The sequence below is a fragment of the Burkholderia sp. MBR-1 genome (assembly GCF_013822785.1).
GTDB lineage: Bacteria > Pseudomonadota > Gammaproteobacteria > Burkholderiales > Burkholderiaceae > Burkholderia > Burkholderia vietnamiensis.
Window position 1 is genome coordinate 111,095 of sequence record NZ_CP053611.1, and the last position, 19,324, is coordinate 130,418.

Sequence of the window (19,324 nt, forward strand, 5' to 3'; positions counted from 1 at the left end):
GGCAAGGCTCCGTGAGGCTCCATAAAGGGACTGCGCTCAGCCCGCAAGCGGCGTGCCCGCGCCCGGCTCCACGCGCATCTGCGCGACCAGCGGATAGTGATCGGATGCGTGGCGCGCGAGCATGCTGCGATGCACGGCCACGTCGACCAGCAGCTCGCCCGGATGGATCCAGATGCGGTCGAGCGAGAACACCGGCCACGCGGTCGGGAACGTGCGCGGCGCGGGCGCGCGGCGGAACCGCGTGGTCAGTGCCTGCAGCGCGCGGCCGCGCACGAACCATTCGTTGATGTCGCCCATCAGGATCACCGGCATCGCGCCGGTGTCGAACGCGGCGAGCAGCCGCTGCACCTGCGCGCTGCGCTCGTTCGCCGACAGCCCGAGGTGGGTCGCGACGACGCGGATCGGGCCGGCGCTGCAGTCGATGTCCGCGTCGAGTGCGCCGCGCGGCTCGCGCTGATGAAACGACAGGTCGAGCGTGCGCGCCGCGCGGATCGGGCAGCGCGACAGCACCGCGTTGCCGTAGCGGCGCTCCGGCGTGTCGATGGTCGGGCCGGCGACCGCGTGCATGCCGGTCGCGTCGCGCAGATGCGCGAGCACGTCCGGCGCGCGCGTGCCGCCGAGCGGCACTTCCTGCAACGCGATCACGTCCGCATCGAGCTCGCGGATCACCGCGACGATCCGCTCGACCGCGCGCGCGGGCCATGCGCCGTAGCCGCCGTGGATGTTGTATGTCGCGATCCGCAGGTCGTGCCCGCGCGGCGCGCCGGCCGGCGCGGCGTCCGACGTGACGATGTCCGGCGGCGGCGCCGGTTGCGTGCTCAGCGCCATCGTCGCAGCGCCCGGACGAGCAGCACCGACAGGCCGACCAGCGCGATGCCGATCGCCGTGAGCCACGCGAACGCGCCCGGATCCGGATGGCTCAACGCGGCGGTCAGCTGGTGCGCGAAGGTGACCGTCAGCACGATGCCGGGCAGCATCCCGATCGCGGTGCCGATCAGGTAGTCGCGCAGCCCGATGTGCGACGCGCCGGCCACCAGGTTCACGATCGTGAACGGCGCGATCGGCAGCAGCCGCAGCACGGCCATCGCGACCACGCCGCGCCGGCCGATGCGTTCGCTGAGCCGGTTCGCGCCCGAGCCAGCGGCCGATCCCGTAGGTCGCCGCCGCGGCCGCCATCGTGCCGACCGACGCATAGGCGAGGCCCGGCCACGCGCCGAACACGAGGCCCGTTACGGTGATCAGCAGCGTGATCGGCACCGACAGCGTCGCCGCGAGCACGTAGCCGGCGAGCAGCAGCGCGGGCGCGCCCGGCAGTTGCGCGGCGCGCATTGCCGCGCGCGCGAGCGACGCGACGTTCAGCTCATGGCCGAGCGGCGAGAAGCGCCACGCGAGCGCGAGCGCCGCGATCAGCAGCACGGCCGCCCCCAGCACGAAGAAACGCGCGGTCAGCGATCGATGCTGCTCCTGCGGAACGAACTCGCGCACGAAGCGGTCCGGCTCGATCGGCTGCTCGGGGTCGAGGCGCGCGCTGACCGGCACCAGCGCATCGAGCTGCGGCGTCACGGCCGGCTCCAGCGTGCGCAGCGTGCGTCCGTCCTTCGCGCGCAGCCGGTCGAGCGCGACATTCGGCCGTTCCGGCTGCGCGAACGCGTCGGCGACGGCCGCGGGCGTCGTGCCGAGATGTTCGGCGAGCAGCCGGTCGCGCAACGCGGCGATCGCCGCGCGGATGCGCGGCTCGCCGGCCGCGACGAGCGCGACGCAGCATTCGGTGTCGAGCGCCATCGAGCGGTTGTTCAGGTTCGCGCTGCCGATCACCACGCATTCGTCGTCGACGATCGCGAGCTTGCTGTGGACGTTCACGCAGCCGTCGCCGAGGCCGTCGACGTGCGGATACAGCAAGCGGTAGCGGTCGAAGCGGTCGGCCGCTTTCAGCGTGCCGTGCAGCCGCGCGCGCAGCACGCCCATCGTCGCCTCCTGCAGCCAGCCGCTCTGCACGCGCGGCGCGACCACCGTGACGTCCGGCCCGTGCGGGTCGGCGAGGCGCGCGCTCAGCGCATCGCGCACCACCGCCGCGGTGAAATACTGGTTCTCGATGTACAGATGGCGACGGGCGGCGCGGATCGTGTCCTCCACCAGCGCGCGCACCTGCGACACCGGTTCGCGGTCGCGATGCCGCGGCGCCGTATAGGCGATGCCGAGTTGCACGTCGCGCACGTCGACCGGTACGCCGGGCGGCCAGGGATCGACGTCGTCCTCGCGATCGAGATGGCGATGCGCGCGGATCGCGATGCGGCGCCCGCACGCATTGAACCAGCGCGTGCGCGCCTGCTCGCCGATCGCGGCGGCCGCGTCGCCGTCGAACATCGCCTGCACGTCGTGGAACGGCCCGTACGGCATTCCGCGCGCGTCGCGCCGGCGCGGATCGTCGGCTGCGTGGGCCGACGTGTCCCAGCGCGCGACCGTCAGGTCGAGGCCGCCGACGAAGGCGAGCCGGTCGTCGATCACGACCAGCTTCTGATGATGCGACGCGCCGCGCGGATGCGAATCGTCGAGGCGGAAGCGGATGCCGCGATGCGCGCGCCATGCCGCGCGATAGACCGGCGGCCAGTCGCGCTCGAGCGCGTAGATCATCGCGAAGTCCCACGCGAGCACGTAGATGCGCAGGTTGTGCCGCGCGGTCGCGAGCGCGTGCAGGAACGGGGCGAGCGTGTCGGGCAGCCCGTCGTCCGCGCCGTCGGGCGCGAGCTGCATCCGGCTGTCGACGTCCCAGCCGAGAATGAACACCGTGTGGCGCGCGCGGCGCAACGCGGCGCGCAGCGTCGGGAAATACGCGGCGCCGTCCACCAGCGTCGTGAAGCGGTCCGCATGACGGATCGCGTCGCAGTTGCGGCCGCGTTCGAGCAGGCCGTGGCGCGTGGGCTCGTCCGCGGGCGACCAGGCCGGTACGGCGTCGCCGCGCGCGTTGGCCGCGAACGGCCGGTGCGTCGTCTGGTCGGGCGTGCTCATCGGGCGCCGGCGTCGCGGTTGCCGTCGATACGTTGCAGCAGCACGTCGCAGCGCGCGCGCAGCGCCTTCAGCTCGGGCGACGCGAGATCGATGCGAATCCGCTCGACGCCTTCCGGGTCGCCGTACGCGCACGCGATCTCGTAGATGCCTTGCGCGATCAGCAGCGACGCGTGCGCGATCCTGATCCGGTCGAGCCAGTCGCATTCGGCGTGATGGCAGGCGAGCCACGCGCGCAGCGCGCCGACGACCTGGCTGACGGTGAGCCACTCGCCGCCGCGCATGCGCGCCGCGAGCTGGCTCGTCACGAGGTAGGAGAGCAGGCGCGTCTGGGTCACGCGAAACTCCTTGACGAGTTGTCGTTGTCGGGGCAACAGGCGCGCACGCCGGTGATGCCTTTCAGCGTCCGGCAGATCGCCGCAAATTCCGCTCCGCTCGTGCGCGAGAACGACACGGAGATGTCGTCGGTGTCGGGATCGTCGTCGGATTGCTGGACGATGAAGCGCTTCACGCGCACGCGGCCGTTGCCGAGCGCGTCGTGCAGCGTCGCGAGCGTGAGGCCGCCGCGCTCGACGACGAGGCGCAGCGTGCGCTGCTGCCGTTGCGCGATGAAGCGGCGCTCGAGCGGCTTCACGCCGGCGAGAATCACCAGCACGATCGCGGTCGCGCCCAGCGCGGCGACGTACATGCCGCCGCCGGCCGCGAGGCCGATGCCGGCCACGGCCCACAGGCTCGCGGCCGTCGTCAGCCCGCGCACCACTTCGCCGCGCAGCAGGATCGAGCCGGCGCCGAGAAAGCCGATGCCCGACACCACCTGCGCGGCGACCCGCGACGGATCGAGCACGACGCCTGCCTGCCCGTGCACGTCCGCGAAGCCGAAGATCGAGACGAGCATCACGAGCGCGGAGCCGACGCACACCAGCATGTGCGTGCGCAGGCCCGCGGCCCAGTTGAGTCGCTCGCGCTCGAGCCCGACCACGCTGCCGAGCAGCGCGGCGAGCAGCAGGCGTCCGAGAAGTTCGATATGGCCGATCATCGTGGCCTCCCTTTTTATCTGGCGTACCGGAGCGGTGCGATGTGCAATGGGGACGCAAGGGGCGTGCCGGGCGCGGAGGCGCGGGCATGTCGTATGCGCGCGGGCAGCGCGGCGTGCGCGCCGATCATGCGGCGCGCATTTTTTTCATGTCATCGCAGATAAGCACAGGGGGCCAGCATGGAGCATCAACCCGATGCACAGGTGCGCGATCCGTATCGCGGCCACGAGATACGCGTGTGGGCGCGCCGCAACGAACGCGGCGCGTGGGCGGACGAGGTGCAGGTGTACGTCGACGGCGCGCGCATCGAGCTGTTCGTGCCGGAGCCGGCGAATCCGGAGTGGGCGTCGGAAGAGGAGGCGCTGCGCGCGGGCGTCGAGCGTGGACGTTATCTGATCGACAAGCGGCTCGACGACGATTGAGTCGCGTTGATGCACGTTGATGCGCGGCCGGCCGGTATGGCGTTTGCGGGCCGGCCGCGCACCTCGTCACCCGATGCCGGCGCCGTGCCGGGAGGAACCATGAACGATCCGCGTACGCTTCATATCTACCGTTACGATCCCGACCGCGACGCCGCGCCGTACATGCAGCGCTACGAGATCGACGTGAGCGCCGACGACCGCATGCTGCTCGACGTGCTCGGACGCCTGAAGCACGACGACGAGACGCTGTCGTACCGGCGCTCGTGCCGCGAGGGGATCTGCGGCTCCGATGCGATGAACATCAACGGCAAGAACGGGCTCGCGTGCCTGACCAACATGAAGACGCTGCCGCGCGAGATCGTGCTGCGGCCGCTGCCCGGGTTGCCGGTGGTGCGCGATCTGATCGTCGACATGACGGACTTCTTCAACCAGTACCACTCGATACGGCCTTACCTGATCAACGACACGACGCCGCCTGAACGCGAGCGGTTGCAGACGCCGGAGGAGCGCGACCAGCTCGACGGGCTGTATGAGTGCATTTTGTGTGCGTGCTGTTCGACGTCGTGCCCGAGCTATTGGTGGAACCCGGACAAGTTCGTCGGGCCGGCGGGGTTGCTGCAGGCGTATCGGTTCATTGCCGATTCGCGCGATATGGCGACGGCCGAGCGGCTCGATGATCTCGAGGATCCGTATCGGCTGTTCCGGTGCCGGACGATCATGAATTGCACGGATGCGTGTCCGAAGGGATTGAATCCGACGAAGGCGATTTCGGAGATTCGGACGATGTTGGTCAGGAGGACGGTTTAGGGGGCGGGGGGCTCAGCGATCCGGGCGAACGCGACGCGCGTACCGTATTTTTGCTGGAAACTACGGTCGCGATTTCGTCGGGATGCTGAAACTTGGCGCCGAGTTCGTGCGCGGGGAACCGGGTCTTGTCTGCATCACCTCGTTGCCATGAATACGGGCTGCTTTTGCCCGTGGATTCGTGTAACGCCGGGAAGCCGGTGATGGATTGTCCCGTCTCGTTACGGGATTCGGGTTCGCGGCAATACGATGCCCCGTCCCACGCCCCCCGCACGCATCCGAATTGACCTCACGGCCGCGCCGCCACCTCATCGAGATGCCGCAGCAAATCGGCCGGATCGTCATACACGCGCAGCGCGCCGGCGCGCTCCAGTTCGTCGCTGCCGTAGCCGCCCGACAACAGGCCGACGCCCAGCGCGCGACAGCGGCTCGCCGCAAGCATGTCCCAGATGCTGTCGCCGACCACGACGCTATGTTCGATCTGCACGTTCAACTTCGCCGCGGCGGTCAGGAACAGATCGGGGTCCGGCTTCGCATACTTGACTTGATCGCGCGTGACGACCACGTTCTTCGCCGGATCGACGCCGAGCGCCTCCAGATTGATGGCCGCGGTTTCCATGCGTCCGCTGGTCGCGATCGCCCAGCGGATGCCGGCGTTCGACAGCGCGGCCAGCAGCTCGCGCGCACCGGGCAGCGGCCGCACCTGCGCGCGCAGCCGCTGGTAGGCGGCCGCATGCAGCCGGGCGAGCCGTTCGACGCGGTCGGCGTCGATGTCGCCCGACGTTTCGCGCAGCAGCTGGTTGAGGAACAGCCCGCCGCTCATCCCGATCTTGCGATGGATGCGCCATACCGACAGCTCGATGCCTTCTGCATCGAGCGCTTCCTTCCACGCGAGCACGTGCTGGTAGACGCTGTCGACGAGCGTGCCGTCGAGATCGAACAGAAATGACGTTTCAATGCGCATGTGAATCTCCTGGCCTGGTGACATTCGGGCGAATCGTTCGCGAAGGGTTGCGCACATTATCGGCCCGCCGACGTGTCGCTGCCATGTCGCCATGTCGCCCTCGCGCCGCGGCGGCATGTCGGGCACCGCTGTACAATCGGCCCGATGCGCGGGGCGGCACTGCCCGGCACGCTCCGTTACGGCCCGCGCACGCGCGCCCAACCTTCGTCGAATTCCCGTATGGCAACTCCGGACGCCGTCAGTTTCGAGCAGTCGTGGTGGGGCGTCCTGGCCCTCGCCCTTACTGCCTTCATCTTCAACACCACCGAGTTCGTGCCCGTCGCACTGCTGAGCGCCATCGGCGACAGCCTGCAGATGCAGCCCACCGCCGTCGGCCTGATGCTGACGATCTACGCGTGGGCCGTCGCCGTCGTGTCGCTGCCGCTCACCTTCGTCACGCGTCACGTCGAGCGCCGCAAGCTGCTCAGTTGCGCGCTGCTCGTGTTCGTCGCCAGTCACGTCGTGACCGGCGTCGCGTGGAATTTCACGGTGCTGATGATCGGGCGGCTCGGCGTCGCGTGTGCGCATGCGGTGTTCTGGTCGATCTCGGTGCCGCTCGCGGTGCGCCTCGCGCCGAGCGACCGCAAGAGCCGCGCGCTGAGCCTGCTCGCGATGGGCACCGCGATCGCGATGGTCGCCGGCATTCCGCTCGGGCGCGTGATCGGCGAAGCGCTCGGCTGGCGCGTCACGTTCCTCGTGATCGGCGTGGCGGCGGCCGTCGCGTTGCTGCTGCTGCGCGCGACGCTGCCGACGCTCGCGAGCCAGGGCGCCGGCTCGCTCGCCAGCATCGGCACGTTCCTGCGCAAGCCGGCGCTGGTGTCGCTGTACGCGATCACGGTGCTGGTCGTGTCCGCGCACTTCACGTCGTACACGTACATCGAGCCGTTCGTGCAGACCGTCAATCATGCGAGCAGCAGCCGGATCACCTACGTGCTGATCCTGTTCGGCGTCGCCGGGATGCCCGCGGCCATCTGCTTCAATCGCGTGTTCCCGGAGCGGCCGGCCGATTTCCTGCTCGCGTCGATCGTGGCGTTGTCCGCATGTCTGCTGGTGCTGTTTCCGAGCGCGCTGAACATCGTCACGCTGTCGGTGCACACGCTGGTGTGGGGCGGCGCGATCGTCTGCTTCGGGCTCGCGATGCAGGCGTGGGTGCTCAAGCTCGCGCCGCACGCGACCGATCTCGCGGTGTCGATCTTCTCGGGGCTGTACAACGTGGGCATTGGCGCCGGCGCGCTGCTCGGCAACCATATCGCCGCGGATTTCGGCCTTGCGTGGGTCGGCACGTTCGGCGGCGTGGTCGGTATCGTGTCGGCCGCGATCGCGTGGGCCGCGTTGCGGCTGCATGAGCGACGCGCGGCGGCGTAGGGCGGCGCTGTGCCGGCGATGCCGGTGAGGGCGCAGTGGGCGATTTGGTGATGTGCTGGTGTGCCGACGCCCGACGCCCGGTGTGTCGACCCACCGATGTACCAATGCATCAATCGGCCCGTCCGCCCATCCGCCGCATCCCCATCCGCCGAGACGCTGATGCGCCGACGTGCCGGTTTGTCGATACGTCAATCGTCTATGCACCGACGCACCGACGCACCGGTGCGCCGCTGCACCTACGTGCCTCGCGCGATGGTCACTCAGCGATGGCCCGAGATCTTCGCGGGCCGCCGACTCCCTATACCGGCGCGATACCATCGCCGCGCGCCCCAGTCCCGCCGACGTCATCCCGGCGAACGGATAAGCCGCCGCATTTCCACTAGCGCCACGGTAAATCCTTCCATTCCGCCGTCAGGAAAACCCTGGCCGCCCCCAGCCGACCGCTGCCTTCCGCCCAGTTTTCACGACCGCGGCCTGCGCCGCCGCACGCCTATACCCGCGCGGCCCCCAAACCTCCTCCGACCGCGCTCCAGCAAGCGTCCCGGCACGCTCGACTGCCCATTCAAGGTATCGTGCGCCGCGAAATTTCCGTTCGTACGATGTATTTCGATACCTGGTGGGTATCAAATAGCCAGGACAAAAGTATTGGACGCAGCATTTCCCCGCCGCGTATAAATCCGTTCCATGAACTCGCCACACGCAACGTGCGACCTGCCGCGCAACGTCGAGCCGCACGACATCGCAACCGCACCACCGGCGTTGCCGTACCTGAAGTTTTCGGCGACACCGTCGCGTCGCCGCCCGCCGTCGCTATCCGGCGGAGACGTTTGATCCGAGCAGCCGTCGTGTTGCGCGCGCCGCACCCGTCGATCGCTTTTTCCAAAACTACACGTGGAGACACCATCATGAGCGTCAAGGTTTTCGAAACCAGGGAAGTGCAGGATCTGCTGAAGGCCGCATCGAATGCGAACGCCAACGGCGCGAGCACCGGCGACGCGCGCACGCAGCAGATCGTGCTGCGGCTGCTCGGCGACCTGTTCAAGGCGATCGACGATCTCGACATCACGCCCGACGAAGTCTGGGCCGGCGTGAACTACCTGAACAAGCTCGGTCAGGACGGCGAAGCGGCGCTGCTCGCGGCCGGCCTCGGGCTCGAGAAGTATCTCGACATCCGCATGGACGCCGCCGACGCCGCCCTCGGCCTCGACGGCGGCACGCCGCGCACGATCGAAGGCCCGCTGTACGTCGCGGGCGCACCGGTGCGCGACGGCGTCGCGAAGATCGACCTCGACGCCGACGCAGGCGCCGGCCCGCTCGTGATCCACGGCACGGTCAAGGACCTCGACGGCAAGCCGGTGGCCGGCGCGCTGGTCGAATGCTGGCACGCGAACTCGCACGGCTTCTATTCGCATTTCGATCCGACCGGCGCGCAGCGCGACTTCAACCTGCGCGGCGCAGTCAGGACCGGCGCCGACGGCACCTACGCATTCCGCACGCTGATGCCGGTCGGCTACGGCTGCCCGCCGCAGGGCGCGACGCAGCTGCTGCTGGACCGCCTCGGCCGCCACGGCAACCGTCCGGCGCACGTGCACTTCTTCGTGACGAGCGACGGCCATCGCAAGCTGACGACGCAGTTCAACATCGAAGGCGATCCGCTGATCTGGGATGACTTCGCGTATGCGACGCGCGAGGAACTGATCCCGCCCGTCACGACGAAGACCGGCGGCGCGGCGCTCGGGCTGAAGGCCGACGCGTACCAGGACATCACGTTCGACTTCGTGCTGACGCCGCGCGTCGGCGGCGCCGACAACCAGATCGTCGAACGCCCGCGCGCGAGCGCCGCCGCCTGAACACCCGACCGCACGGCCGCGCAAACACGCGGCCGCCGGTCTCCCCAGGATTCAATCGACACCGATGCGAGCGTGCTTGCAGGACGCGGCACGCGCACAGGAGGAACCAACATGTCCGCGACGATCGACCCCACCACCGAACTGGACCACCTGCTCGCCACCGCGGTGCAGGACGACAAGGACGCCGGCATCTTCCGCTGCCGCCGCGACATCTTCACCAACGAGGCGCTGTACGCGCTCGAGATGAAGCACATCTTCGAGTGCAACTGGGTGTATCTCGCGCACGAGAGCCAGATCCCCGACAACAACGATTACTACACGACGTGGATCGGCCGCCAGCCGGTCGTCATCACGCGCGACAAGACCGGCGAGCTGCACGCGGTGCTCAACGCATGCGCGCACAAGGGCGCGATGCTGTGCCGCCGCAGGCACGGCAACAAGGGCAGCTTCACGTGCCCGTTCCACGGCTGGACCTTCTCGAACACCGGCAAGCTGTTGAAGGTGAAGGACGAGAAGACCACCGAGTATCCGGTGCAGTTCAACACGAACGGCTCGCACGACCTGAAGAAGATCGCGCGCTTCCAGAGCTATCGCGGCTTCCTGTTCGGCAGCCTCAGCGACGACGTGCTGCCGCTCGAGGACTACCTCGGCGACGCGCGCTTGATCATCGACCAGATCGTCGACCAGGCGCCGAACGGGCTCGAAGTGTTGCGCGGCAACTCGTCCTACATCTACGAGGGCAACTGGAAGATGCAGATGGAGAACGGCTGCGACGGCTATCACGTGAGCACCGTGCACTGGAACTACGCGGCCACGATGGGCCGCCGCAAGGAAGACGGCACCAAGGCCGTCGACGCGAACGGCTGGAGCAAGTCGGTCGCGGGCGTCTACGGCTTCGATCACGGCCACATCCTGCTGTGGACCAAGACGATGAACCCGGAAGTGCGGCCCGTGTACCGGCATCGCGACGAGATCGCCGCGCGCGTCGGCGCGGTGCAGGCCGACTTCATCGTGAACCAGACGCGCAACCTGTGCGTGTATCCGAACGTGTTCCTGATGGACCAGTTCAGCACGCAGATTCGCGTGGTGCGGCCGCTCGCCGTCGACAAGACCGAGGTCAGCATCTTCTGCTTCGCGCCGAAGGGCGAGAGCGACGCCGACCGCGCGACGCGGATCCGTCAGTACGAGGACTTCTTCAACGTGTCCGGGATGGGCACCGCCGACGACCTCGAGGAATTCCGCGCATGCCAGGCCGGCTACGCGGGCAGCACGGCGATGTGGAACGACCTGTCGCGCGGCGCGCCGCTGTGGATCGACGGGCCCGACGAGAACGCCGCGAAGATGGGGCTGAACCCGCGCGTGTCGGGCGAGCGCAGCGAGGACGAAGGGCTGTTCGTGTGTCAGCACGAATACTGGGTGCGCGTGATGCGCGATGCGTTGCAGCAGGAACGCGGGGAGGCACAGGCATGAACATCGACTACCAGACCATTTGCGCGGCGCTGTATCGCGAAGCGCGCCTGCTCGACGATCGCGAGTGGGACGCGTGGCTCACGTGCTACGCCGAGGACGTCACGTACTGGATGCCGGCATGGGACGACGACGATCGGCCGACCGAGGATCCGCAACGCCAGATCTCGCTGATGTACTACGCCGATCGCGGCGGCCTCGAGGACCGCGTGTTCCGGATCAAGACGGAGCGCAGCGGCGCATCGACGCCCGAGCCGCGCACCAGCCACAACGTGACGAACGTCGAGGTGCTGGCGCAGCGCGACGGCGAGGTGGACGTGCGCTACAACTTCCACACGCTGAACCACCGCTACCGCGTGACCGATCACTTCTTCGGCACGGCGTTCGTCACGCTGCGTCGCGCGGGCGATGCGTGGCTGATCTCGAACAAGAAGATCGTGCTGAAGAACGACTACATCCGGCAGGTGCTCGACGTGTATCACGTCTGACGCCGATCGACCGACAGTAACCAGACGGAGACGAAGCGATGTCCACCTACCAGATCGCACTGAACTTCGAGGACGGGGTCACCCGCTTCATCGACTGCAAGGCTGGCGAGAAAGTGCTCGATGCGGCATTCCGCGCGAAGATCAACCTGCCGATGGACTGCTCCGACGGCGTGTGCGGCACCTGCAAGTGCCGCGCGGAAAGCGGCCGCTACGACCTCGGCGACGACTATCTCGACGATGCACTGAGCGACGACGAGAAGGCGGCCGGCGTCGTGCTGACCTGCCAGATGGTGCCGCAAAGCGATTGCGTGATCGCGGTGCCGGCGTCGTCGCTCGCCTGCAAGACCGGCCACGGCGCGTTCGCCGCGACCGTCGCGAAGGTCGAGCCGCACAACGACGCGGCGATCGTTCTCGAACTCGACGTCGGCGCCGCCGCGCCGGTCTTTCTGCCGGGGCAGTACGTGAACATCGGCGTGCCGGGCAGCGGCCAGCACCGGTCGTATTCGTTCTCGTCCGCGCCGGGCGACGCGAAGCTCGCCTTCCTGATCAAGAAGATTCCGGGCGGCGTGATGAGCACGTGGCTCGAGACGGCTCGCGCGGGCGACACGCTCGAACTCGACGGGCCGCTCGGCAGCTTCTACCTGCGCGAGGTCGCGCGTCCGCTGCTGTTTCTCGCGGGCGGCACGGGGCTCGCGCCGTTCCTGTCGATGCTCGAGGTGCTCGCGCGCAGCGGCTCGCAGCAGAAGGTGCATCTCGTCTACGGCGTGACGCGCGATCTCGATCTGGTGTGCGTGGAGGCGCTCGACGCGTACGCGGCGCGGCTGCCGAACTTCACGTTCGCGACGGTGGTTGCCGATGCGGCGTCGAACCACGCGCGCAAGGGCTGGGTCACGCAGCACATTCCGGCCGATGCGCTGAACGACGGCGACGTGGACGTCTATCTGTGCGGGCCGCCGCCGATGGTCGACGCGGTACGCGGGTATTTCGACGAGCAGCGCGTGACGCCGCGCAGTTTCCATTACGAGAAGTTCACGCCGAACGTGACGGCGAAGGCGGCATGATGATGCAACGATTCTCGGGCAAGGTCGTCGTCGTCACCGGCGCGGCACAGGGCATCGGCCGCGGCGTCGCATTGCGCGCGGCGGCCGAGGGCGGCAGCGTGCTGCTGGTCGATCGTGCGGAATTCGTCGCCGAGGTGGCCGCCGAAGCGCCGGCGGGCAGCGCGGCCGCATGCGTCGCCGATCTGGAAACCTACGACGGCGCGCGCGCGGCGATCGCATGTGCGATCGCGGCGTTCGGTCGGATCGACGTGTTGATCAACGGCGTCGGCGGCGCGATCCGGATGCGGCCGTTCGCCGAGTTCGAGCCGGCGCAGATCGACGCGGAGATTCGCCGCTCGCTGATGCCGACGCTGTACAGCTGCCATGCGGTGCTGCCGCATATGGTCGAGGCGGGCGGCGGCACGATCGTCAACGTGTCGTCGAACGCGACGCGCGGGATTCGCCGCGTGCCGTATTCGGCCGCGAAGGGCGGCGTCAACGCGTTGACGGCGGCGCTCGCGATGGAGTATGCGGAACACGGGATCCGCGTGGTCGCGACCGCGCCGGGCGGCACCACGGCGCCGCCGCGCCGCGTGCCGCGCAATGCGGCCGGCGACAGCGCGCAGGAACAGGCGTGGATGGCCGAAGCGGTGCGGCAGGTGACCGATTCGACGTTCTTCAAGCGCTACGGCACGCTCGACGAGCAGATCGCGCCGATCCTGTTCCTCGCCTCGGACGAAGCGAGCTACATCACCGGCACCGTGCTGCCGGTCGCAGGCGGCGATACGGGCTGAACGACGCCCGGTCAGGCGAGGCCGCGACGCCCGGTCAGGCGCGCCGCGTTGCAGTTCAACAGGAGGAACGGCCGGCGCTGTGCGCCCGGCCACGGAGACACCGATGCGCAACCGCGAAGCGATCATCCCGGCCGGGATGGAAAGCGTGTACGACAAGATCGGCTACGCGCCGGCGATCAAGGTCGGCGATACCGTGTACGTGTCGGGCCAGATCGGCCGCGACGCGGGGATGCAGTTGGTCGAAGGTCGTGAAGCGCAGATCGTGCAGGCGTTCGAAAACCTCAAGCGCGTGCTCGAGGCGGGCGGCGCGACGCTCGACGACGTGGTCGACCTGACGACGTTCCATACCGACATGCGCGACCTGCCGCTGTTCATGCAGGTGCGCGACCGTTATTTCCACGCGCATCCGCGGCCGGCGTGGACGGCCGTCGGCGCGCACATGCTCGGCGGCGCGCCGGGTTACATCGTGGAGATCAAGGCGGTGGCGGTGGTGGAGCGGTGAGCATGAGGCTCGCGACGTGCGAGGTCGTCGGTTGGTTGTATGTACGATTGCGCGCGACGCTGGCCAGTCGCGCGATGGAACCGAAATCGCTGGCACGTCGGGCCGCGACGACGCAATGAGTCCGCCGGATTGCGTCGCCGCGAGCAACGCGATCGGAGATGGGCGTGAGTGAAGGTGAGTCGGATACGTGTCGATCCGTTCGCCCACGCGCGGTATCGCCGACGATGGATCGCCGCGCGTAACCGCCTGACATCCTGTTCCGAAGCCGAAGCCGAAGCCGAAGCCGAAGCCGAAGCCGAAGCCGAAGCCGAAGCCGAAGCCGAAGCCGAAGCCGAAGCCGAAGCCGAAGCCGAAGCCGAAGCCGAAGCCGAAGCCGAAGCCGAAGCCGATGCCGAAGCCGAAGCCGATGCCGAAGCCGAAGCCGAAGCCGAAGCCGATGCCGATGCCGAAGCCGAAGCCGACACCGACACCGACACCGACACCGACACCGACACCGACACCGACACCGACACCGACCTTGGCGCCACCCGATTCACCCACCCGCGCCGCCCCTAGCGATGAATCGCCGCACGCAATCGCCGGACGTCCTGTTCGGACACCGGCGCCGCGCGATTCCCCCACGCGCCGCGCACGTAGCGGACCACCGCGGCGATCTGACTGCTCGTCAGCGCGTCGCGCATCGCCGGCATCCACTCGACGGGGCCGTTCTTGCCGGGCGCCGGCTGCGCACCTTCGACGACGATGCGGATCGTGCTGGTCGGTTGAGGTAAATGGCGATCGCATGACGATCGCCGTCGGTCAGTAGCGCGGTGCGCTTGCCGACGACCGGCGCCATTGCGCCGAATACCGCGCCGCGCGCGGCGTGGCCGCCGCGCAGGAACGCGGCGACGTCGTCGGCCGACCAGCGGCCGAGGCCGTCCGGCGCCGCGCCCGTAAGGTTCGGCGCGAACCAGTGATCGTTGATGCCGCCGGTCAGGAACGCCGGGCTGCGCTCGTCGTAGCCGCGCTCGTTGTAGGCCGGCCCGCGCGGCGTATGGCACGCGCCACAGTGGCCGAGCCCCTGCACCAGATACGCGCCGCGATTCCATTCCGCCGATTTCGACGGCTGCGGCGTGACGCGGTCGCGGTTCGCGAACACCAGGCTCCATAGCGAAAGCGCCCAGCGCTGGTTGAACGGAAACGGCAATTCCGTACGCGTTGCCGCATTCGCGGACGGCGCGACGCCGCGCATGAAGTACGCGTACAGCGCACGCACGTCGGCGTCGCTCAGGTGCGCGAACGACGGGTACCGCATCGCCGGATACAGCCGGCTGCCATCCGCGCACACGAGCGCGGGTGAGCGCGCGAGCATCGCCGCGAAGACGGCGCTGGACAGCAGCGCGAGCACGAACGGCACGCAGCTGTCGTCGGGCATCTTGAGGATCGCGCTCGGCTTCGCCGCGAGCGGCGTGACCGCCAGCGCCTCGCGGCCGTGCGCGAGCCGATAGCCGACCCGCATGCTGCTGCGCTGCGCGGCGTCGCGCGTTTCCCACAGCGGATGCCGCGACGCGACGAGTGGCAGCACCGCGAAGTTGTACGCCGGCGCGGGCGACGCGACCGACCATTCGAGCCCGGCCGCGCCCCACGGGTTCGCGCCGGCGCGCTGGCCACGCCGCGCGCTGACGAGCGGGTTGACGACGAACATCACGATGCCGATGCCGATGCCGAACGCGAACGAGCCGATCGTGGTCAGCAGGTTCGACGTGTCCCAGCCCATCCCGGACGGGTACGTGTAGACGCGCCGCGGCATGCCGAGCAGCCCCGACACGTGCATCGGGAAGAAGCCGAGATTGAATCCGACCAGCACGACCCAGAACGTCAGCCGGCCGAAGCGCTCGTTCATCATCCGGCCCGTGAACTTCGGAAACCAGTACGTCACGCCGCCGAGCACGGGGAACACGTTGATCCCGAGCAGCACGTAATGCAGGTGCGCGACGACGAAATACGTGTCGGTGAGCTGCCAGTCGAGCGGCACCGCCGCCGTCATCACGCCGGACACGCCGCCGATCACGAACATCAGCACGAAGCCCGCGAAATAGAGGAACGGCGTGCGGAACACCGGTCGTCCGGTCCAGATCGCCGCGATCCACGCGAACACGGCGACTGCGCTCGGGATCGAGATCAGCATGCTGGCCGCGCCGAAGAACGCGAGCGCGAGCGGCGCGATGCCGGTCGCGAACATGTGATGCACCCAGACCTCGAAGCCGATCAGCATCGTCGCGACCGTCGATACCGCGACGGCTTCGTACGCGACGAGCGGGCGGCGGCAGAACGTCGGCAGCGCGTCCGACACGATGCCCATCGCCGGCAGCACGACGACGTACACCCGCGGGTGCGCGAACATCCAGAACAGGTGCTGCCACAGCAGCGGCCGGCCGCCATTGCGGTCGAGCCACAGCAGCAGGAACGCGAGGCTCACCGACGGCACCGCCACGAGGTTCGCGACCGACGCGGTCAGCGTGCCCCAGACGATGATCGGCAGCCGGTCGATCGACATGCCGTGCGCACGCATGCGCAACAGCGTGACGACGAAGTTCGCGGCGCCGCCCGTCGTCGAGATGCCGAGCAGGATCATCCTGAGCGCGTAGATGTCGATGTTCGCGCCCGCGCTGTAGTCGAGCGACGTGAGCGGCACGTAGTTGAACCAGCCGCCGTCGGGCACCGCGCCGAGCGGAAAGCTCGCGTACAGGAACAGCCCGGCGAACAGGAACACCCAGTACGAGAACGCGTTGAGCCGCGGGAACGCCATGTCGCGCGAGCCGAGCATCAGCGGCCACAGGTAGTTCGCGAAGCCGGACAGCACCGGCAGCGCGTACAGGAAGATCATCGTGACGCCGTGCATCGTGAACAGCGAGTCGTACTGCGCCGGGGTGAGCACCGTCGCGTTCGGCCGCGCGAGCTGGATGCGCATCACGAGCGCCTCGACGCCGCCGAGCAACAGGAACGCGAACGCGGTGACGATGTAGCGGATGCCGATGCGCTTGTGGTCCACCGTGCCGAGCCAGCCGCGCCAGCCGGGCGCCGATTCCCACAGCTCGGCGAGCGCCCGCTCGTGCTCGGAGCCCGGCGGCGCGTCGCCGAGGTCGGGCACGCGGCTGAGCGCGGGGCGCGTGTCGCGGGCAACGGCCATCGTCATCCTCCGTTCAATGCAGGGTTGCGAGATAGGCGGCGAGATCGTCGGCGTCGCGCGGCGCGAGCGCGAACGACGGCATCAGCGTTTGCGGCTTGCGCTGCTGCGCATGGGCGATCCAGTCGCGCAGGTTGGCCGGCGTGTTCTCCAGCGTGCCGGCCGCGAGCAGCCGGCGCGAGCCGACGTGCGTCAGGTCGGGGCCCGCATCGCCGGTCGCGTCGGTGCCGCGCACCGCGTGGCAGCCGGCGCAGCGTTCGGTGAACAGGCGCCGGCCGCGCAGCTCCGGGCCGGCCGCGTCAGCCGGCGCCGGCTGACGCTGCGCGGCGAGCCACGCGCGAAACGCGGCGGGCGGCTCGGCCACGACCTCGAACGCCATGTGCGCATGCTGCGCGCCGCAGTACTGCGAGCACTGCCCGCGATAGACGCCCGGCCGGTCGGCCTGCAGCCACTGGCGATTGGTCTGGCCGGGGATCGTCTGCGTCTTGCCGGCGAGTTGCGGCACCCAGAACGCGTGGATCACGTCGGCGCTCGTCAGTTCGACGAGCACCGGTTCGCCGACCGGGATGTGTATCTCGTTCGCGGTGACGAACGCCGCGCCGTCCGCGTCGGCCGGATAGCGGACGGCCCACCACCAGTCGTGCGCGGTCACGCCGATCGTCAGCGCGGGCGGCCGCGGCGGCGCGGCCACCACCGCGAGCACGCGCAGCATGTAGACGAGCGCGCCGAACAGCAGCACGGCGATCGTCACGCACACCAACGCGCACAGCGCCAGCAACGCCCAGCCGAGCACCAGCACTGGCCGGGCGGCCGGCCCGGCCGCATGCGCGAGCGCCGACTCGCCGCGGCGGATCACGCCGCCCGGCAACGTCCAGCGCAGCGCTTGCCGGCGCGCGACCAGCAGCACGCGGCCGTTGCGACGGCAGACGATCGTCGCGCGCTCCTTCGTCAACGGTGCGAGCGGCACCGCGCGCACCGGAAAATCGGACGGGTCGGGGAGCGTCATGCGAGGCGGGTAGGTGATGAGGGCGAGGCCTATGACCATGGGCGGCAACGGGGGTGCCCGAAGCGGTGCGCGCGGTGGGCGGCGACGAAGTCGCGGCGGCGTGGTCGTCGCGCGTATAGGGCTGGACTAGACCAAACAGACAGCGTCAGATTGTCTGACTCAGTTCGGCTACAAGGTGACTTTCTGATGCACGGACCAAGTGGCCGGCCCAGTCCCGATTGAAGACACACGAAAGCGGCTCGCTCCGCCAGACTGGAGAGCAATGGTTGCCAGCTCTAGATCGCGTGCTTTCGAGCGCCGCGTACACTCGATTCTACGAGTCAACGACTTCGACCGCTTTTGCTGATGCCTAGACTCCCGGATCAAGCAGATTAGAGGAGAAGTCGCACGATTGCGCCGCAAGTCGCGCCACGGCGGCACTGAGCGAATGCGACTGTTCCGCCCGATGCATGGCGACGTACCGCACTAGCGGGAGCGCGGGCCGCGTCGGCACCACAACGAGCGCACGTCGCTCGACCATGCGCGCAAGACAGGCTTCGGGTAGGTAACTAACGCCAAGCCCCGACAGTGTGAGCCCAATCTGCGCAATCAGGCTGTTGCTCGCCAGCACTTTCTGCAACGCGACCCCTTGCTCCTCCAGAAACCGGCTATACACGTAGCCCGTACCCGACAGGCCGCCCTGCAAAATCAGCGGAAACTTCGCGATATCGGCAAGCGGAATCGCACGCTTTCCCGGCGCGAGACTGGCCGCGCACATCCACGCATTCCGGACCTGACCGACGAGCGTCGATGCATACGGCTCGACTTCGTGCATCTGCGGCACGATGATCACGTCCACCGTGGCAGCCGCCAGCCGCTCGCGCAATGTTGCATTCAGATCGACCTCCGCTTCGACCTTGACCTTAGGGTATTCGGCCTGAATCGCGGCAATGAGGCGCGGCAGCCACGTCAGGGCCGTGAGTTCCGTTACGCCAATGCGAATTTGCCGAACCAGCGCCTCTTTCGAGCTCATGCGCTCGACGATCTGGTCACGCCGCTCGAGCAATTCCCTCGCGTGCTCGAAGAATTCTGTGCCCTTCTCCGTGAGGCGCGCGCTGCGATTCGCGCGGTCGAACACCGCCATGTCGAAAGCCCGCTCCAGTTCCTGCACGCGCTTGGAGATCGCCGATTGCGTGGTATTCAGGCGCGTCGCGGCCGCTTCGAACGAGCCGAGCTGGACGATCCAGTACAAGGCTTCCATTTGCTTGAACGTCAGCATGGCTCCGGACTCACATCACTAAAAGCGATAGTTTCTCATAGAAAAAAATCGCTTTTTTAGTTCATTTTGACTGGGTACTTTTTCCTCTAACGAGTCCCTGCAGAGGCTCGACTCATCTATAT

18 protein-coding genes and 1 pseudogene are annotated in these 19,324 nt (G+C 68.5%); 10 read left to right on the top strand and 9 right to left on the bottom strand.

Annotated elements, in window-relative coordinates; genetic code table 11:
- Window positions 1-36 precede the first annotated feature (36 nt).
- From MBR110_RS24900 to MBR110_RS24915, 4 genes and pseudogenes are all read right to left on the bottom strand, one after another.
- The gene (locus MBR110_RS24900) at window positions 37-828 is read right to left on the bottom strand and encodes an endonuclease/exonuclease/phosphatase family protein (RefSeq protein WP_059694121.1); all 792 of its coding nucleotides are present in this window, start codon (window positions 826-828) and stop codon (window positions 37-39) included.
- Window positions 819-3,006: pseudogene (locus MBR110_RS24905) on the bottom strand (VTT domain-containing protein). The gene MBR110_RS24900 and the pseudogene MBR110_RS24905 overlap by 10 nt, the downstream one beginning before the upstream one ends.
- Window positions 3,003-3,341, bottom strand: a complete 339-nt coding sequence (locus MBR110_RS24910; RefSeq protein WP_011879955.1) for a hypothetical protein — start codon at window positions 3,339-3,341, stop codon at window positions 3,003-3,005. Before MBR110_RS24910 ends, MBR110_RS24905 begins: the two are co-directional and overlap by 4 nt.
- The gene (locus tag MBR110_RS24915) at window positions 3,338-4,039 is read right to left on the bottom strand and encodes an MgtC/SapB family protein (RefSeq protein ID WP_059740436.1); all 702 of its coding nucleotides are present in this window, start codon (window positions 4,037-4,039) and stop codon (window positions 3,338-3,340) included. The genes MBR110_RS24910 and MBR110_RS24915 overlap by 4 nt, the downstream gene beginning before the upstream one ends.
- A gap of 177 nt (window positions 4,040-4,216) precedes the next feature.
- Between MBR110_RS24915 and MBR110_RS24920 the strand changes: the two genes are divergently transcribed.
- Entirely contained in the window at window positions 4,217-4,459 is a 243-nt protein-coding gene (locus MBR110_RS24920) for a DUF6566 family protein (protein WP_011879957.1), read from the top strand.
- 99 nt (window positions 4,460-4,558) lie between these two features.
- Window positions 4,559-5,266, top strand: coding sequence for a succinate dehydrogenase/fumarate reductase iron-sulfur subunit (locus MBR110_RS24925; RefSeq protein ID WP_060081436.1), 708 nt, complete (start codon window positions 4,559-4,561; stop codon window positions 5,264-5,266).
- A 286-nt stretch (window positions 5,267-5,552) separates the two neighbouring features.
- Here the strand turns inward: MBR110_RS24925 and MBR110_RS24930 are convergent, their stop codons facing one another.
- Window positions 5,553-6,227, bottom strand: coding sequence for an HAD family hydrolase (locus MBR110_RS24930; protein ID WP_011879959.1), 675 nt, complete (start codon window positions 6,225-6,227; stop codon window positions 5,553-5,555).
- A gap of 219 nt (window positions 6,228-6,446) precedes the next feature.
- On the opposite strand from MBR110_RS24930, the gene MBR110_RS24935 reads away from it, so the two are divergent.
- The 8 genes from MBR110_RS24935 to MBR110_RS24970 all read left to right on the top strand — a co-directional run bounded on the left by MBR110_RS24935 (window position 6,447) and on the right by MBR110_RS24970 (window position 14,327).
- A complete protein-coding gene (locus MBR110_RS24935) occupies window positions 6,447-7,631 on the top strand; it encodes a sugar transporter (protein WP_181709641.1) in 1,185 nt (394 codons plus the stop codon).
- A gap of 905 nt (window positions 7,632-8,536) precedes the next feature.
- Entirely contained in the window at window positions 8,537-9,481 is a 945-nt protein-coding gene (gene catA / locus MBR110_RS24940; protein WP_181709642.1) for a catechol 1,2-dioxygenase, read from the top strand.
- A 111-nt stretch (window positions 9,482-9,592) separates the two neighbouring features.
- A complete protein-coding gene (locus tag MBR110_RS24945; RefSeq protein ID WP_181709643.1) occupies window positions 9,593-10,951 on the top strand; it encodes a Rieske 2Fe-2S domain-containing protein in 1,359 nt (452 codons plus the stop codon).
- On the top strand, window positions 10,948-11,436 hold the full coding sequence (gene benB, locus MBR110_RS24950) for a benzoate 1,2-dioxygenase small subunit (RefSeq protein ID WP_011879963.1): 489 nt from the start codon (window positions 10,948-10,950) through the stop codon (window positions 11,434-11,436). The genes MBR110_RS24945 and benB overlap by 4 nt, the downstream gene beginning before the upstream one ends.
- 38 nt (window positions 11,437-11,474) lie before the next feature.
- Complete coding sequence (gene benC / locus MBR110_RS24955) at window positions 11,475-12,497, top strand: benzoate 1,2-dioxygenase electron transfer component BenC (RefSeq protein WP_014725729.1); 1,023 nt, start codon at window positions 11,475-11,477, stop codon at window positions 12,495-12,497.
- Window positions 12,494-13,270 carry a benzoate diol dehydrogenase BenD gene (gene benD, locus MBR110_RS24960; RefSeq protein WP_014725730.1) on the top strand — a complete coding sequence of 259 codons (777 nt, stop codon included), beginning with the start codon at window positions 12,494-12,496 and terminating at the stop codon, window positions 13,268-13,270. Before benC ends, benD begins: the two co-directional genes overlap by 4 nt.
- Window positions 13,271-13,373: 103 nt before the next feature.
- The gene (locus tag MBR110_RS24965) at window positions 13,374-13,772 is read left to right on the top strand and encodes a RidA family protein (protein ID WP_014725731.1); all 399 of its coding nucleotides are present in this window, start codon (window positions 13,374-13,376) and stop codon (window positions 13,770-13,772) included.
- Window positions 13,773-13,946: 174 nt separating this feature from the next.
- A complete protein-coding gene (locus MBR110_RS24970) occupies window positions 13,947-14,327 on the top strand; it encodes a hypothetical protein (RefSeq protein ID WP_181709644.1) in 381 nt (126 codons plus the stop codon).
- Here MBR110_RS24970 and MBR110_RS24975 read toward each other — a convergent pair.
- The 4 genes from MBR110_RS24975 to MBR110_RS24990 all read right to left on the bottom strand — a co-directional run bounded on the left by MBR110_RS24975 (window position 14,324) and on the right by MBR110_RS24990 (window position 19,202).
- Window positions 14,324-14,452, bottom strand: a complete 129-nt coding sequence (locus MBR110_RS24975) for a cytochrome c (RefSeq protein WP_014725733.1) — start codon at window positions 14,450-14,452, stop codon at window positions 14,324-14,326. The genes MBR110_RS24970 and MBR110_RS24975 overlap by 4 nt on opposite strands.
- Complete coding sequence (locus tag MBR110_RS24980) at window positions 14,437-16,941, bottom strand: cbb3-type cytochrome c oxidase subunit I (protein WP_181709645.1); 2,505 nt, start codon at window positions 16,939-16,941, stop codon at window positions 14,437-14,439. Before MBR110_RS24980 ends, MBR110_RS24975 begins: the two co-directional genes overlap by 16 nt.
- Before the next feature lie 13 nt (window positions 16,942-16,954).
- The gene (locus MBR110_RS24985) at window positions 16,955-17,944 is read right to left on the bottom strand and encodes a c-type cytochrome (RefSeq protein ID WP_181709646.1); all 990 of its coding nucleotides are present in this window, start codon (window positions 17,942-17,944) and stop codon (window positions 16,955-16,957) included.
- Between the two features lie 349 nt (window positions 17,945-18,293).
- Window positions 18,294-19,202, bottom strand: a complete 909-nt coding sequence (locus MBR110_RS24990; RefSeq protein ID WP_034192821.1) for a LysR family transcriptional regulator — start codon at window positions 19,200-19,202, stop codon at window positions 18,294-18,296.
- Between the last annotated feature and the right edge of the window lie 122 nt (window positions 19,203-19,324).

Excerpts from the sequence above, each read along its gene's own strand:
- MBR110_RS24900 (WP_059694121.1), bottom strand. The coding sequence starts at position 828 with ATGGCGCTGAGCACGCAACCGGCGCCGCCGCCGGACATCGTCACGTCG.
- MBR110_RS24915 (WP_059740436.1), bottom strand. The coding sequence starts at position 4,039 with ATGATCGGCCATATCGAACTTCTCGGACGCCTGCTGCTCGCCGCGCTG.
- MBR110_RS24920 (WP_011879957.1), top strand. The coding sequence starts at position 4,217 with ATGGAGCATCAACCCGATGCACAGGTGCGCGATCCGTATCGCGGCCAC.
- MBR110_RS24925 (WP_060081436.1), top strand. The coding sequence starts at position 4,559 with ATGAACGATCCGCGTACGCTTCATATCTACCGTTACGATCCCGACCGC.
- MBR110_RS24930 (WP_011879959.1), bottom strand. The coding sequence starts at position 6,227 with ATGCGCATTGAAACGTCATTTCTGTTCGATCTCGACGGCACGCTCGTC.
- MBR110_RS24935 (WP_181709641.1), top strand. The coding sequence starts at position 6,447 with ATGGCAACTCCGGACGCCGTCAGTTTCGAGCAGTCGTGGTGGGGCGTC.
- catA (WP_181709642.1), top strand. The coding sequence starts at position 8,537 with ATGAGCGTCAAGGTTTTCGAAACCAGGGAAGTGCAGGATCTGCTGAAG.
- MBR110_RS24945 (WP_181709643.1), top strand. The coding sequence starts at position 9,593 with ATGTCCGCGACGATCGACCCCACCACCGAACTGGACCACCTGCTCGCC.
- benB (WP_011879963.1), top strand. The coding sequence starts at position 10,948 with ATGAACATCGACTACCAGACCATTTGCGCGGCGCTGTATCGCGAAGCG.
- benC (WP_014725729.1), top strand. The coding sequence starts at position 11,475 with ATGTCCACCTACCAGATCGCACTGAACTTCGAGGACGGGGTCACCCGC.
- benD (WP_014725730.1), top strand. The coding sequence starts at position 12,494 with ATGATGATGCAACGATTCTCGGGCAAGGTCGTCGTCGTCACCGGCGCG.
- MBR110_RS24965 (WP_014725731.1), top strand. The coding sequence starts at position 13,374 with ATGCGCAACCGCGAAGCGATCATCCCGGCCGGGATGGAAAGCGTGTAC.
- MBR110_RS24975 (WP_014725733.1), bottom strand. The coding sequence starts at position 14,452 with ATGCGCGACGCGCTGACGAGCAGTCAGATCGCCGCGGTGGTCCGCTAC.
- MBR110_RS24980 (WP_181709645.1), bottom strand. The coding sequence starts at position 16,941 with ATGGCCGTTGCCCGCGACACGCGCCCCGCGCTCAGCCGCGTGCCCGAC.
- MBR110_RS24985 (WP_181709646.1), bottom strand. The coding sequence starts at position 17,944 with ATGACGCTCCCCGACCCGTCCGATTTTCCGGTGCGCGCGGTGCCGCTC.
- MBR110_RS24990 (WP_034192821.1), bottom strand. The coding sequence starts at position 19,202 with ATGCTGACGTTCAAGCAAATGGAAGCCTTGTACTGGATCGTCCAGCTC.